General features: G+C 71.2%; 12 protein-coding genes. 9 read left to right on the top strand and 3 right to left on the bottom strand.

Features of this window, described 5'->3' with window-relative positions; genetic code table 11:
* Positions 1-65 precede the first annotated feature (65 nt).
* The 9 genes from J8M50_RS50490 (at position 66) to J8M50_RS43580 (ending at position 10,123) form a co-directional block, all read left to right on the top strand.
* A complete protein-coding gene (locus J8M50_RS50490; RefSeq protein ID WP_435032965.1) occupies positions 66-182 on the top strand; it encodes a putative leader peptide in 117 nt (38 codons plus the stop codon).
* 134 nt (positions 183-316) lie between these two features.
* A complete protein-coding gene (locus J8M50_RS43615; protein ID WP_010356983.1) occupies positions 317-1,927 on the top strand; it encodes an ABC transporter substrate-binding protein in 1,611 nt (536 codons plus the stop codon).
* Between the two features lie 4 nt (positions 1,928-1,931).
* On the top strand, positions 1,932-2,891 hold the full coding sequence (locus J8M50_RS43610; RefSeq protein ID WP_010356982.1) for an ABC transporter permease: 960 nt from the start codon (positions 1,932-1,934) through the stop codon (positions 2,889-2,891).
* Complete coding sequence (locus J8M50_RS43605) at positions 2,888-3,766, top strand: ABC transporter permease (protein WP_010356981.1); 879 nt, start codon at positions 2,888-2,890, stop codon at positions 3,764-3,766. Before J8M50_RS43610 ends, J8M50_RS43605 begins: the two co-directional genes overlap by 4 nt.
* A gap of 58 nt (positions 3,767-3,824) precedes the next feature.
* Positions 3,825-5,438 (top strand): dipeptide ABC transporter ATP-binding protein, encoded by a 1,614-nt coding sequence (locus tag J8M50_RS43600; RefSeq protein WP_010356980.1) that lies wholly within the window; start codon positions 3,825-3,827, stop codon positions 5,436-5,438.
* Between the two features lie 113 nt (positions 5,439-5,551).
* Positions 5,552-6,244 carry a FadR/GntR family transcriptional regulator gene (locus J8M50_RS43595; protein ID WP_010356979.1) on the top strand — a complete coding sequence of 231 codons (693 nt, stop codon included), beginning with the start codon at positions 5,552-5,554 and terminating at the stop codon, positions 6,242-6,244.
* Between the two features lie 39 nt (positions 6,245-6,283).
* Positions 6,284-7,684 (top strand): four-carbon acid sugar kinase family protein, encoded by a 1,401-nt coding sequence (locus J8M50_RS43590; protein WP_010356978.1) that lies wholly within the window; start codon positions 6,284-6,286, stop codon positions 7,682-7,684.
* A gap of 106 nt (positions 7,685-7,790) precedes the next feature.
* Positions 7,791-8,708, top strand: a complete 918-nt coding sequence (locus tag J8M50_RS43585) for an NAD(P)-dependent oxidoreductase (protein WP_223786431.1) — start codon at positions 7,791-7,793, stop codon at positions 8,706-8,708.
* Complete coding sequence (locus J8M50_RS43580; RefSeq protein WP_010356976.1) at positions 8,705-10,123, top strand: GntP family transporter; 1,419 nt, start codon at positions 8,705-8,707, stop codon at positions 10,121-10,123. Before J8M50_RS43585 ends, J8M50_RS43580 begins: the two co-directional genes overlap by 4 nt.
* A 1-nt stretch (position 10,124) precedes the next feature.
* On the opposite strand, the gene J8M50_RS43575 is transcribed toward J8M50_RS43580, so the two are convergent.
* The 3 genes from J8M50_RS43575 to J8M50_RS43565 all read right to left on the bottom strand — a co-directional run bounded on the left by J8M50_RS43575 (position 10,125) and on the right by J8M50_RS43565 (position 13,898).
* Positions 10,125-12,008 (bottom strand): glycoside hydrolase family 127 protein, encoded by a 1,884-nt coding sequence (locus J8M50_RS43575; RefSeq protein ID WP_040837573.1) that lies wholly within the window; start codon positions 12,006-12,008, stop codon positions 10,125-10,127.
* Between the two features lie 133 nt (positions 12,009-12,141).
* Entirely contained in the window at positions 12,142-12,954 is an 813-nt protein-coding gene (locus J8M50_RS43570; RefSeq protein WP_010356973.1) for a carbohydrate ABC transporter permease, read from the bottom strand.
* A complete protein-coding gene (locus tag J8M50_RS43565) occupies positions 12,951-13,898 on the bottom strand; it encodes a carbohydrate ABC transporter permease (protein ID WP_010356972.1) in 948 nt (315 codons plus the stop codon). The genes J8M50_RS43570 and J8M50_RS43565 overlap by 4 nt, the downstream gene beginning before the upstream one ends.
* Positions 13,899-13,951 lie beyond the last annotated feature (53 nt).

Here is a 13,951-nt window from a genome sequence, read left to right as displayed (position 1 = left end):
TCGGTAGTGAGGCTCCCTCAGTGTGTACCCCTGTGGAGCAGGCTTCTGGACAGGGAGGGACCGGCGTGACATACGACAGTGAACTCCGCGTCCCTCGCGCCGAGTTGGCGCTCTTCTCCGGGCTCTCCCGCCGCTGGCACATCGACCTCCAGCGCTGCACCAGCTGTCTGTGTCGCGGCTGACCGCGTTCCGCGTCGCCGCCTGACCCTCCCCCCTTTCTTCCTTCACGCCTCCGCTCCCCCACCACCGGAGGTGCTCACTCCGCGCGCCCTCCTGCTCTGCGGCGCGCGGTGACACGAACAGGAGACCCCGTCCCGTGACGGCTCAACTTCCCCTGCGCGCCGCGAGATCGGCGGCACTGGTGACCTCTGCGCTTCTGCTCGCCGCGTGCTCCTCGGGAGCCGATGACGCCGCCTCCGGCGCGACCGTGCCCCGCTCTGGCGGCACGCTCACCTTCGCCGTCGGCTCGGACGCCGGCTGCGTCGACCCGCAGCAGGTCGGCAGCAACGACACGATCTACTCGGTACGGCAGCTCGTGGACTCGCTGACGGACCAGGACCCGAAGACCGGCAAGATCGTGCCGTGGCTCGCGAAGAGCTGGGAAGTCAGCCCGGACGCCCGGCAGTTCACGTTCCGCCTGCGGCCCGGAGTGACCTTCAGCGACGGCTCGGCGCTGACCGCACAGGTGGTGAAGGACAACTTCGACGCGGTCCCGAAGCTCGGCGCGCTCGGTACCCTCGCGCAGGGTTATCTGAGCGGCGTCGAGAGCACGACGGCCGTCGACCCGCTGACCGTACGGGTGACGTTCAAGAACCCCAACGCCCAGTTCCTGCAAGCGACTTCGACGCACTCGCTGGGCATCGAGTCCTCGGCGAGCGTGAAACTCACCCCGCAGGAGAAGTGCAGCAAGGGGGTCGTCGGGTCGGGGCCGTTCACGCTGACGCGGTACGTCCAGAACCAGTCGATCACGCTGGCCAGGCGCGCGGCGTACGCGTGGGGTTCGTCGCTGTGGACCAAGCAGGGCGAGGCGTATCTCGACAAGCTGGTGTTCAAGGTGGTGCCCGAGGCGGGCGTACGCGCGGGGAGTCTCCAGTCCGGTCAGGTCGACGCGATCAGCAGCGTCGGCAAGGCCAACGAGGCGGCGCTGCAAGGCGGTTCGGTGAACCTCCAGCGGCGGGCCAACCCGGGGATCGTGTTCGGCCTGTCGCTGAACAACGCGCGGCCGGTCCTCAAGGACGTCCGCGTCCGGCAGGCGATCCGGACCGCGATCGACCGGCAGCAGGTCGCCACGACCGTCTTCCCGACCGGCACCCAGCCGGCGACGAGCGTCCTCGCCCACACGACCCCCGACTACACCGACCTCGGCGCGGGCCTGGCGTTCGACGCGGCGAAGGCCAAGTCCCTGCTGGACGCGGCTGGTTGGAAGCCGGGCGGCGACGGCATCCGTACGAAGGACGGCGCGAAACTCAGCCTGACGGTGAAGTGGTTCGCGAACTCGGCGACCAACCAGCCCGCCCTGGAGCTGATCCAGCAGCAGCTGAAGGAAGTCGGAGTCGGCATCGTCCTCCAGCAGCTCCAGATCTCGCAGCTCGCCCAGGTCCAGCAGTCCGGCGACTTCGACGGCCTGTGGGGCAACATCACCCGCGCCGACCCGGACATCCTGCGCTCCTCGTTCTCCACGAAGCTCGCGAACCTCTACCGGCTGCCCGCGACACCGCTGGACACCGCGCTCACCGGGCAGGCGGCGGCCACCGACCCCGCCCGGCGCAAGGAACTCGTCGCCCAGGCACAGCAGTTGATCGTCGACAACGCCTACACCGTGCCGGTCGTCGAACTCCAGACACAGCTCGGCGTGGCGAAGAAGGTGCACGGCCTGGCCTTCGACGCCTCCAGTCGTATCCAGCTCCACGACACGTGGATCGGCTGAGCCGGTGCGCGGATACGTGCTGAAACGGCTCGCCCAGGCGGTGGGCGTGCTGTGGGCGGCGTTCACGGTGTCGTTCGTGATCCTCTACTACCTGCCGGGCGACCCGGTCTCGGCGATGGCCGGGGCCGGTGCGGACTCGGCGCAGATCGACCCGGCCCAACTCGCCGCGCTGCGAAGCGAGTACGGGTTCGACAAGCCGCTTCTCGCGCAGTACGCGGACGCGTTGGGGCGGGCGGTGCGCGGCGACTTCGGCGACGCGATCTCCACCGGCCGCCCGGTCGCCTCGACGATCGCCGACGCGCTGCCGCAGACCCTGCAACTCACCTCGCTGGCCCTGCTGTTGGCGGTGGTCTGCGGGGGCGGGCTCGCGGTCCTCGCGACGTACACGCGGGCGCGCTGGCTGCGGCAGACGCTGCTGTCGCTGCCGCCGCTCGGGGTGTCGGTGCCGACGTTCTGGGTCGGGCTGGTCCTCGTCGAGCTGTTCTCGTTCCGGCTGCGCTGGTTCCCGGCGTTCGGCAACGACGGGCTGGACGGGCTGATCCTGCCCGCCGTCACCCTCGCCGTCCCGACCGGCGCGCTGGTCGCGCAGGTGCTGGCCAAGAGCCTGCTCACGGCGCTGGATCAGGCGTACGTCGAGACGGCTCGCGCGAAGGGCGCCGGGCGGTGGCGCATCCATCTGCGGCACGCGCTGCGCAACGCGTCGCTGCCCGCGCTGACCGTCGTGGGGCTGCTCGTCGGGCAGCTCGTCGCCGGGTCTGTCGTCGTCGAGACGGTGTTCTCGCGCGACGGGCTCGGGCGGGTGACCGCAGCCGCCGTCACCGCGCAGGACATTCCGCTGGTCCAAGGGGTCGTCGTGTTCGGGGCGCTGGTGTTCGTGCTGGCGAACCTCCTCGTCGACCTCGTCTATCCGCTGCTCGATCCCCGGATCGTGGTCGCGCCGAGCCGGAAGGCGGTGGCCGCGTGAGTCAGGCCGTCCTGGAGAGGGCCGACGAGGCGCGGGCCGAGCCCGCGCCCGAACCCCGGCGCGTGGTGCGGTTCTTGGTGCGCCGGCCCGGTCTCGTCGTCTCGGGCGTGGTCGTCGTGCTGGTGGTGCTGGCCGCGTTCTGGCCGGACCTGTTCACGTCCAAGGACCCGCTGAAGGGGGTTCCTTCGGAGAACTTCCGCGCGCCGAGTTCCCAACACTGGTTCGGTACGGACGAGTTGGGGCGTGACGTGTTCACCCGGGTCGTGCACGGCGCCCAGTTGTCCCTCAAGGGCACGCTGGTCGCCGTGGGCGTCGCGTTCGTCGTCGGCGGGGCGCTGGGGCTGATCGCCGGGTTCGTCGGGCGGTGGGTGGACGACGTCCTCATGCGGGTCGTCGACGTCCTGCTGTCGATCCCGGCGCTGTTCCTGTCCCTCGCGCTGGTCACCGCGCTGGGGTACGGCACGGTGAAGGTCGCGATCGCGGTCGGCATCGCGAGTGTGGCGCCGTTCGCGCGGGTGACCCGGGCCGAGGTGCTGCGGGTGCGGCAGGCGGTGTACGTCGAGGCCGCGCACGCGTCCGGGGCCCGCTGGTACTCCGTCCTGGGCCGGCATGTCGTGCCCAACTCCGCCGGGCCGGTGATCGTCCTCGCGACCATCGAGCTGGGCAGCGCGATCCTCGCGGTGTCGGCGCTGAGCTTCCTCGGGTACGGGGCTCCGCCGCCGGCGCCGGAGTGGGGGACGTTGATCTCGGACGGGCGCAACTATCTGGCGAACGCGTGGTGGTTGACGGTGTTGCCGGGGGTGGTGATCGCGGCGGCGGTGCTGTCGACGAACCGGATCGCGCGGGCGTTGGACGATGAGTGGGGGCGGGTGTGAGGGGGGCGTTTCCTGAGAGCGGGCGGCATTTGGCACTTCGTAGAGATCGGCAACTGGCATGACCACTGAGCCACTTCTTGAGATACGCGGCCTGACCGCCTCTTACGGCACCCGTACCGGCGCCCGCGTCCCCGCCGTACGCGGCGTCGACCTCGACGTCCGCGCCGGTGAAATCACCGCCGTCGTGGGCGAGTCGGGGTCCGGCAAGAGTACGACCGCGCACGCGGTCACCCGGCTCCTCGCGGCGAACGGGCGGATCGACGCCGGAACCGTCCGGTTCGGCCGGCACGATCTCACCGCCCTGTCCGAACCGGAGTTGCGCACGATCCGGGGTGCCAGGATCGGCCTGGTCCCGCAGGACCCGACCGTCTCGCTGAACCCGGTCAAGCGGATCGGCGAGCAGGTCGCCGAGGTCCTGCGCATCCACGGCCTGGCGACCCGGCGTACAGCACCCCGCGAGGCGATCGACGTCCTCGCGCAAGCGGGCCTGCCCGAACCGGCGATGCGTGCCCGGCAGTACCCGCACGAGCTCTCCGGCGGCATGCGCCAACGCGCCCTGATCGCCGTCGCGATCGCCGCCCGCCCGGAACTGATCATCGCGGACGAGCCGACGAGCGCGCTGGACGTCACGGTGCAGCGCGTCATCCTCGACCACCTCCAGCACCTCACGGAGGAGACGGGTACAGCGATCCTCCTCGTCACCCACGACCTGGGCGTGGCGGCGGACCGGGCACGCCAGTTGGTCGTCATGTCCGAGGGCAAGGTCGTCGAAGCGGGCCCGACACACGAGATCCTGACGAACCCTCAGCACCCCTACACGCGCGGCTTGTTGGCGAGCGCCCCGCGCCTCGCCGAGGCCCGCCCCCGTCCCACCGCACCCCTCACCTCACCGACCCCGCTCCTCGAACTCCGGAACGCGGTCAAGGAGTTCAAGCTCCCCGGCGGCACCACCCTGCGCGCCGTGGACGACGTCAGCCTCACCCTGCACCGGGGCCGCACCCTCGCCCTGGTCGGCGAGTCCGGCTCGGGCAAGTCGACGACCGCGCGCCTGGCCCTGCGCCTCACGGACGCGTCGGCCGGGCAGATCCTGTTCGACGGCGACGACGTGACGACCGTACGCGGCGCGAGGACACGCCAACTCCGGCGCCGGGCCCAGCTCGTGTACCAGAACCCGTACGCCTCCCTTGACCCGCGCTTCTCGATCGGCGAGACGATCACCGAGCCGCTGCGCGCGTTCAAGGTCGGCGACCGGACCGAACGGCTCGCGAGGGCACGGGAGTTGCTGGACCGGGTCGCGCTCCCGGCGTCGTACCTGGAGCGCCACCCGGCGGAGCTGTCGGGCGGGCAGCGGCAACGCGTCGCGATCGCGCGGGCGCTGGCGCTCTCGCCGGACCTCGTGGTGTGCGACGAGCCGGTGTCCGCGCTGGACGTCTCCGTGCAGGCCCAAGTCCTGGAGCTGCTCGCGGAGTTGCAGGCCGACACGGGGGTGGCGTACCTGTTCATCTCGCACGACCTGGCCGTGGTCCGGCAGCTCGCGCACGAGGTCGCCGTCATGAAGTCGGGCCGGGTCGTCGAGACGGGCACGGCGGACGACCTGTTCGCGCGGCCCGGGCACGCGTACACCCGCGAGCTGCTCGCGGCGATCCCTGGGCAGCACGCGATCGCCAACTGACTGATCGATGTGGGCCGTTGTCTTGACGGCCCACATCCCTGCTGCCATCGTTTCCGGCACCGAGACATCAGACGTCTGACGTCAGATGTAGGAGCCGAGCGAAAGACACGTCCATGTCCCTCGCAGACGACCTCGCGGAGCAGTTGCTGACCGCGATCATCGACGGGCAGTACCCGCCGGACAGCGCCCTCCCGCCCGAGGGCGAGCTGTCCGGGATCGGCGGGGTGAGCCGGCTGACCGTGCGCGAGGCCGTGAAGGCGCTGCGCGCGCAGAACGTCGTACGGATGGTGCGCGGGCGCGGCACGTACGTCAACCCGCCGGACCGGTGGACGGCGCTCGAACCCGTCGTGCGGGCCGCCTCCCGGTCGGCGAGCGGGGCGCTGTCGGAGCGGCTGATCGAGGCGCGGCGGCTGATCGAGAACGGCGCGTGCGAGCTGGCCGCGACGCGGCGTACGGAGAAGGATCTCGCGGATCTGCGGCGGCAGTTGGAGCTGATGCGGGAGGCCGCCGAGCACGCGGACACCGAACTGTTCGTGCAGGCCGACATCGACTTCCACGACATCGTGATGCGGGCCTCGGGAAACCTGTTCGTGCCGCTGCTGTTCGAGCCGTTCGGGGCGCTGCTGGTGGAGGGGCGGCGGGAGACGTCGGCCGTGCCGGAGATCCGGACGCACGCCATCGCGCATCACGAACGGGTGCTGGCCGCGCTGGAGTTGGGCGACGCGGAGGCGGCGCGGGCGGCGATGGACGGGCACATGGAGCAGACGGCGGACGACCTGCGGACGCATGTGATCAAGCGGGCCTGAATTTTCGAGACATGACAGAGGAAGAGAGGCTGCCTTCTCATGCCTTCGCACATCCCCGAAACCACCGTCCTCGCCGGTCTCCCCCCGGTCCGCGAGGTCGGCGCCGCCGACGTCGCCGCCCGGTTGTACGGCGCGCCCCGTCTGGTCGTCCTCGACGACGACCCGACCGGCACCCAGACCGTCGCCGGTGTCCCCGTCCTCACCTCCTGGACGGTCGACGACCTGCGCTGGGCGCTGCGTCAGGGCACGTCCGCGTTCTTCGTCCTCACCAACACCCGTAGCCTGTCCGCCGGTTCGGCGGCCGAGCGCAACCGCGAGGTGGTGCGCGCCCTGCGGGAGGCGTCGGCGGCCGAGGGGGTCGCGTGCGTCCTCGCGAGCCGGGGTGACTCGACGCTGCGGGGACACTTCCCGCTCGAAACCGACGTGCTCGCCGAGGAGTTGGCGGACGTCGACGGCGTCGTGCTGGTCCCGGCCTACATCGAGGCTGGGCGGCTGACCGTCGACTCCCGGCACTGGATGCGTACGCCGGACGGCCTACTCCCCGTCGGAGAAAGCGAGTTCGCGCGCGACGCGACGTTCGGGTACCGCAGCTCCTTCCTGCCCGACTGGGTCGAGGAGAAGACGGGCGGCCGGGTGCGCTCCGACGAGGTCCTCCGGATCACCCTCGACGACCTGCGCGGCGGCGGACCGGCCCACACCGCCCGCCTGTTGGGCTCGCTGCGGGGTGGCCGTACGGCCGTCGTGGACGCGGTGTGCGACGACGATCTGCGCGTCCTCGCGGTCGCGGCGACCGAGGCGAAAGACACGCGGTTGCTGTACCGGGTGGGGCCGTCGTTCGTGCGGGCCCGCGCGGGTCAGGAGGGCCGACCGCCGCTGACTCGGGGCGAGTTGAGCGGGATACGGGAGGCGGGACGGCACGGGTTGATCGTCGTCGGCTCCCATGTCTCCCTGACCACACGGCAGTTGGACCGGCTCCGGGAGCGGGGCGGGGTCGCCGAGTACGAACTCGACGTGGCCGCGCTGCTCGACGACGACCGGCGGGACGCGCATGTCGCCGAGATCGCGTCGGCCGCCGCTGCGGGGATGGGCTCGTCGGACGTCGTGATCCGTACGTCCCGCACGCTGGTCACCGGTGCGGACGCGGACGCCTGCCTCGCGATCTCGCGCCGGGTCTCGGCCGCGCTGGTCGAGACCGTCCGCCGGGTCACCGCCCTTCGCCGACCGGGGTTCGTGGTCGCCAAGGGCGGGATCACCTCCAGCGACACGGCGACCGACGGGCTCGGGATCCGCCGTGCGTGGGCACGCGGGACGCTGCTGCCGGGGATCGTCTCGCTGTGGGAGCCGGTGGAGGGGCCCGCCGCCGGGATTCCGTACGTCGTGTTCGCGGGGAACGTCGGGGACGACGAGGCGTTGGCCGACGCGGTCGCGCTGCTGCGGTAACTCCCCCCTTTTTTTTAAAGACCTTCACTGATCGGGGGCTCGACTCCCCCATCCTGGCTGCCCCCCCCAATCCTGGCTGCCTCCACGGCCGCCTTCAGAGAGGACGATGATGTCCGCCCTGCCCCGTACCGCTGTCCTCGGCCTGGGTGCCATGGGGTTGCCCATGGCCCGCCGCCTCGCCACCGAACTCCCCCTCTCCGTCTACGACATCGACGCCTCGCGCCGGGCAACTCTCGCCGCCGAGGGTGCACATGACGCCGCGTCACCCGCCGAGGCCGTACAGGGCGCCGAGGTGGTCCTCGTCGCCGTACGCGACCAACTCCAGGTGGAGGGCGCGCTGTTCGGGACGGCGGGGGCGGTGGAGGCGTTGCGGGCGGGAGCCGTCGTCGTCCTCACCAGTACCGTCGGGCCCGAGGCGGCTCGGTCGACGGCCCAACGACTCGCGGAGCGTGGGGTGTTGACGGTCGACGCGCCGGTGAGCGGTGGGCCCGTGCGGGCCGGGGCCGGGGATCTGCTGATCGTCGTGGGCGCCGAGGAGACCGCGCTCAAGACGGCCCGGCCGGTGCTCGAACGGCTCGCGTCCACACTCACGTTGGTGGGTGCGCGGCCCGGGGACGGGCAGGCGATGAAGGCCGTCAACCAGCTGCTCGCCGGGGTGCACATCGCCGCTGCCGCCGAGGCGATCGCCCTCGCGCGCGGGCTCGGGCTCGACCCCGCGACCGTCGTCGAGAGCCTGAGTCAAGGGGCCGCCGGTTCCTTCATGTTCGCCGACCGGGGGCCGCGCATGGTCCAGTTGTACGACGGTTCCGGCGAACCCGAGGTCAAGTCGCGGCTCGACATCTTCGTCAAGGACATGGGGATCGTGACCGGGGTCGCGCGCGACGCGCACGTACCCGTACCGCTCGCGGCAGCCGCCGAACAGCTCTATCTCCTGGGCGAGCAGGCCGGGTTGGGGGCGCGCGACGACTCGACGGTCGTCACCGTCCTGTCCCCGTCGCCGGCTGCGGAAGGGACCGGCCGGTGAGCCACGGCGCGCTGCTCGGCATCGCGGCGGCCGGGGTCGGGCTGCTGCTCCTGCTGATCCTGTGGGGCAAGGTCCAGCCGTTCGTCGCGCTGGTCGTCGTCAGTATCGGCGTCGCTCTCGTGGCCGGGGTGCCCGCCGCCGACCTCGTGAAGACCATCGAGGAGGGGATGGGCGCGACTCTCGGGCACATCGCGACCATCATCGCTCTCGGCGCGATGATCGGCCGCATCATCGAACTCTCCGGCGGCGCCCACGCGTTCGCCCACTCCCTCATCGACCGTTTCGGCTCCCGGCGCACCCCGTTCGCGCTCACCGTCGCCGGGTTCGTCCTCGGCATCCCCGTCTTCTTCGAGGTCGGGCTCATCATCCTGATGCCGATCGCGTACGGGGTCGCGCGGGCGTCCGGCAAGCCGTTGCTGGTGTACGCGCTGCCGATGGGCGCGGCGATGCTGACCGTCCACGCGTTCCTGCCGCCGCACCCGGGTGCCGTCGCCGGGATCGAGGCGATCGGGGCGAGTCAGGGGCTAGTGCTGCTGATGGGGATACCGGTGACGGCGGCCGTGGTGGTGCTGGGGTACTTCGTGTCGCGGCGGATGACGCGGCGGGAGTATCCGATGGACCCGACGGTGCGGGCGGAGGTCAACTCGGCTGATCCTGAGGGGGTTTCACCCGCTACAGGCGCCGGTGACGGTCACGGCACCGCCGTACTCACCAAACCCTCTCCCGTAGAGACCGACGTACGACCGCCCTCCTTCGGCATGGTCCTCGCCCTCATCGTCACCCCCATCCTCCTGATCCTCCTCGGCACGATCGGCGAGAACGCCCTCGCCGAGGGGTCGACGCCGCGGGCCGTCCTCACCGTCCTGGGCGCGCCGATGGTCGCGCTGCTCATCGATGTCGCCCTGTGCGGTTGGCTGTTGGGCGCCCGGCGCGGCTGGGACCGGTCCAGAATCGCGGAGGTGATGGGCTCGGCGCTCCCGCCGGTGGCGATGGTCATCCTGGTCGCCGGGGCGGGCGGCGTCTTCGGCAAGGTCCTGGTAGCGAGCGGCATCGGCGACGCGATAGCCGACACCCTCGAACGCACCGGCCTCCCGGCCCTGTTCCTCGCCTTCTTCACGGCCCTCGCCCTACGAGCGGCCCAGGGCTCGGCAACAGTCGCCTTGATCACAACGGCCGGCATCCTGACCCCCCTCCTCGAACGCGCCGACCTCTCCACCGGCCAACTCTCCCTGGTAGCCCTCTCGATGGGCGCCGGCGCCCTCACCCTCTCCCACATCAACGACGCCGGCTACTGGATGTTCACCCGCCTCGCGGGCCTGGACGTCGCGTCCGGGCTGCGTACGTGGACGGTGTTGACGACGGTGATGGGGTTCGCGGGGTTCGGGTTGACGGCCGCGCTGTGGCCGGTCGTGTGAGTCACCCTTCCACCGGCAGCCACACCCTCATCGTCGACGGCCCCCGGTTCGCCCACGAGTGGTAGGGCACGAGAACGATGCCGGTCGGCTGGGGGGCGGGTGCGGGTCGTGTTTCGTCTCGTGGGTGGTACGGCCAGTCGTCGGCCGGCGGCGTCGTGGTCGCGCCGGGGGCTACGACCGTCCCGCCGGGGCCGTCCTCCAAGGGGCCGTCCGGGGTGATCTGTACGGCGTCCACGTTCCGGTCGCCGGGGAGGTCGGTGGACTCCGCGCAGTACACGACCGGGCCGCGCTGTACGGCGACCGTCCCGCGTACGGCGTCGATGCGGGGGTCGGGGGTGATCCAGCGGGGGGTCACCGGCAGGGTCAGTGTGATCTCGTCGCCGGGGCGGAAGGCGCGGGTCACGGTGGCTGTGCCCGGGGTGACCGGTCGGCGGGTTCCCGTGGAGTCGGTGAGCCAGGCGGCGGTGCCCCGCGCCCAGGCGGGGACGCGGAGGGAGAGGGTCCAGGGGTGGGCGGGGGTGCGGTCGACGGTGACGGTGACCGTGCCGTCGTAGGGGTAGTCCGTGCGGATGCGCAGGGCATACGGGCCGGTGGTGATCTCCGCGTCGGCGTACTGGTGGAGTTGGATGCCGTGGGCGTCGGTGGTGGCGAGCTGGGTGGGGAGGGCGGCGAGGGTGCGGGCGACGTTCGTGGGGCAGCAGGAGACCGCGAACCAGGGGGCGCGCAGGCTGGATTGGGCGCGGGGGCTCTCCGTGTCGGGGGCGGGGACCGTGCCCCGGGTGCGGCGGTGGAGGGTGTTGGCGTAGAAGAAGGAGCGGCCGTCCGGGGAGGGGGAGGTGGCGACGACGTTGAAGAGAGTGCGTTCGGCGAGGTCGGCGTAGCGGGGGTTACCGGTGGCGAGGAGGAGGCGCCAGGCGAGCATGGTGGAGGCGACTCCGGCGCAGGTCTCGGAGTAGGCGCGGTCGGGGGGCAGGACGTGGTCGTCGCCGAATGCTTCGTCGCGGTGGTGGGAGCCCATGCCGCCGGTGAGGTAGGTGCGGCGGGCGACGGTGGCCTCCCACTGCCGTTCGACGGCCGCGAGCAACTCGTCGTCACCGGTTTCTACAGCTACGTCTACGGCGCCGGCGGCGAGGTAGAGGGCCCGTACGGCGTGGCCCCGGAAGACGGTCGCCTCGCGGACGGGTACGTCGTCCTGGAAGTAGGCGCGGCCGAACTCGCCGTCGGCCAGGGTGTGTTGACCCCGGCGTTCGATGAACAGGGCGGCCTGGTCGAGGTAGCGCTGTTCGCCGGTCGCGCGGAAGAGTTCGACGAGGGCGGTCTCGATCTCGGGGTGGCCGCAGATGCCGTCGTTCGCACCGGCGCCGAAGGTCGTGCAGACGTGGTCGGCGGCCCGGCGGGCGATCTTCGCGAGTTCGCCCTCGCCGCGCGCCCGGGTCTGGGCGACCCCGGCCTGGATCAAGTGGCCGTAGCAGTACAGCTCGTGGCCCCAGGCGAGGTCGCTGTAGCGGGGCTGCTGGCCGGGGCGGCCGTACGCGGTGCCGAGGTAGCCGTCGGGTTCCTGGGCGAGCGCGACGGCCTCGGTGAGGGCGGCGATCTCGGGGTCGCGGTCGCCGTCCCAGGCCATGGCCTCCAGGAGTTTGTAGACATCGGAGTCGGCGAACTCCCGTCCCCTGCGGTCGTGTCGGATGCGGCCCTCGGCGGCGGCGCGGAAGTTGCCGATCCAGCCGACGCGTTCCATCCAGTACCGGCAGTGGTCGAGGGTGGCGGTCGCGTTGGTCCGCCTGCGCCCGGCCCAGAACCCGCCAGTGATCCTGACCTCGCCGAGCCCGAGGGGCCGCAGCCGGCCCCGGCCGGGTACGACCGGCGTCGCGAGGGGGCCCGCCATGTTGTCCGTCACCAGTTCAAGCCTTCCGGTCGTCGGAACCAGGGGAAAGTTGCCTGTGCCGTGCGGAGTTGGCTGTGCCGTGCGACAGGGGTGCAGGTGCACAGGGCTGAAGGTGCGCGGCCTCCTGACGCGCTCAGCCCTTGAGCGCGCCCGACATGAACCCCCGCACGTAATGCCGTTGCAGCAACAGGAACAGCAGCAGACACGGCACCGCGAGCACCACGACCCCCGCCTCGGTGGCGCCGTAGTCCACCGCCCCCATGCTCTGCTGGCGCAGATTCGCGACGGCGAGCGGCAACGGCGCCTTCGCGCTGTCGGAGATGAGGATCAGCGGGGCGATGAAGTCGTTCCAGGCGGCGAGGAACGCGAAGAGTCCGACGGTGATGAGCCCCGGCCGTACGGCGGGCAGCAGGATCCGGCGCAGCGCCCCCGCCGTCCCGCACCCGTCGACCAGCGCCGACTCCTCCAGCTCACGCGGCACCGACTCGAAGGAGATCCTCATCATGAAGGTGGCGAAGGGGAGTTGGAACATCGCGAGCACCAGACTCAGCCCGATCAGCGAGTTCTGGAGGTGGAGGCGGCCGAGGAGGACGTACAGCGGGATGAGCAGGGTCGCGTACGGCACCATCAGGATCGCCAGTGTCACCAGGAAGAGCAGGTTCTTGCCGGGGAACCGGAAGCGGGCGAAGGCGTATCCGCCGAGCAGCGAGACCCCGAGGGTGAGGACGACCGTGAGGACGGACACGACGGTGCTGTTGAGGAAGTACTGCCACAGCCCGGCGTCGTAGTCGAGGAGAGTGCGGTAGTTGCCGAGGCCGTACCCGGACTCCTGGGCGGTACCGGGCTGGGGGCTCACCGACGCCCAGGTGTTCCAGAGCAGCGGGAACAGGAAGATGACGGCGAGGCCGCCGGTGACGACGTAGTACGGCGTGCGCGTCCCTTTCACGAGTCCTCCCTTCGCAGCCCCCGGAACTGGAGGGCGTTCAGCAGGAGCAGAGCGGCCAGCACGATGATCGAAAGGGCCGCCGCCGTACCGAGGTTGAGGCGCTGGAACGCCTCGCGGTAGATCAACTGGACCACTGTCACTGTGCTGTTGTCCGGTCCGCCCTTGGTCAGGACGAAGAACTGGTCGAAGGCCAGCAGCGATCCGGTGACGCAGAGCAGTAACGACAGGGCCAGCGAGGGGCGCAGGAGCGGCAGGGTGATCGAGCGGAAGATCTGGGAGCGGCTCGCGCCGTCCATGCGGGCCGCCTCGTACAACTCGTGCGGGATGCGCTGGAGTCCGACGAGCAGGATGAGCATGTAGAACCCGGCGAACTTCCACACGACGAGGAACACCGTCGACCAGAGGGCGGCCGTGGGCGAGCCGAGGAAGGAGACGGGGTCGTCGACGAGGCCGAGTTTCTCCAAAGTCCTGCTGAGGGGGCCGGTGTTGGGGCTGTAGAGGCCCCAGAAGAGGAGGGACGCGGAGGTGAGTCCGAGGGCGCCGGGCAGGAAGTAGACCGTGCGGAAGAACCCGGCGCCGGGGCGGGACTCCTGCACCAACAGGGCGAGGAGCAGGGCGAGTCCGAGGAGGACGACGGTGACGAGGGCCGTGTAGAGGAGGGTGAAGCGGACGGCGGGCCAGAAGAGGGAGCCGCCGGTGACGTCGGTGTAGTTCTCGGGAGCGTTGCCGCCCCGGTCTCCCGCGAGCAACGGCCAGTCGCTGAGGGACATTTGGGCGACGAGGACGAGCGGGAGGACGAAGAAGACGGCGACGAAGAGGGCGGTGGGGGTGGCGTACCCGATGCCCTGCGCGGTGCGGGTGCGCCACCAGCGGCGGGGGCGGGGTGGGCCGGGAGAGACGGACGGCGGCGGGGTCACCGTCCGCTCAACTGCCTTGACCTGCATGGAGATCCTCCGATGACGGCCGGCGTACGGCACCCGGTGGGGAGCGACGCCCG

Source organism: Streptomyces acidiscabies (assembly GCF_020010905.1).
Taxonomy (GTDB): Bacteria; Actinomycetota; Actinomycetes; order Streptomycetales; family Streptomycetaceae; genus Streptomyces; species Streptomyces acidiscabies.
Note: the sequence above shows the minus strand (reverse complement) of the source record. Positions and strands in the feature narration are given on the sequence as shown.

What these genes read in the sequence shown, in the direction of transcription:
- J8M50_RS43600 (WP_010356980.1), top strand. Translation starts at nt 3,825, where the DNA reads ATGACCACTGAGCCACTTCTTGAGATACGCGGCCTGACCGCCTCTTAC.
- J8M50_RS43595 (WP_010356979.1), top strand. Translation starts at nt 5,552, where the DNA reads ATGTCCCTCGCAGACGACCTCGCGGAGCAGTTGCTGACCGCGATCATC.
- J8M50_RS43590 (WP_010356978.1), top strand. Translation starts at nt 6,284, where the DNA reads ATGCCTTCGCACATCCCCGAAACCACCGTCCTCGCCGGTCTCCCCCCG.
- J8M50_RS43585 (WP_223786431.1), top strand. Translation starts at nt 7,791, where the DNA reads ATGATGTCCGCCCTGCCCCGTACCGCTGTCCTCGGCCTGGGTGCCATG.
- J8M50_RS43575 (WP_040837573.1), bottom strand. Translation starts at nt 12,008, where the DNA reads ATGGCGGGCCCCCTCGCGACGCCGGTCGTACCCGGCCGGGGCCGGCTG.
- J8M50_RS43565 (WP_010356972.1), bottom strand. Translation starts at nt 13,898, where the DNA reads ATGCAGGTCAAGGCAGTTGAGCGGACGGTGACCCCGCCGCCGTCCGTC.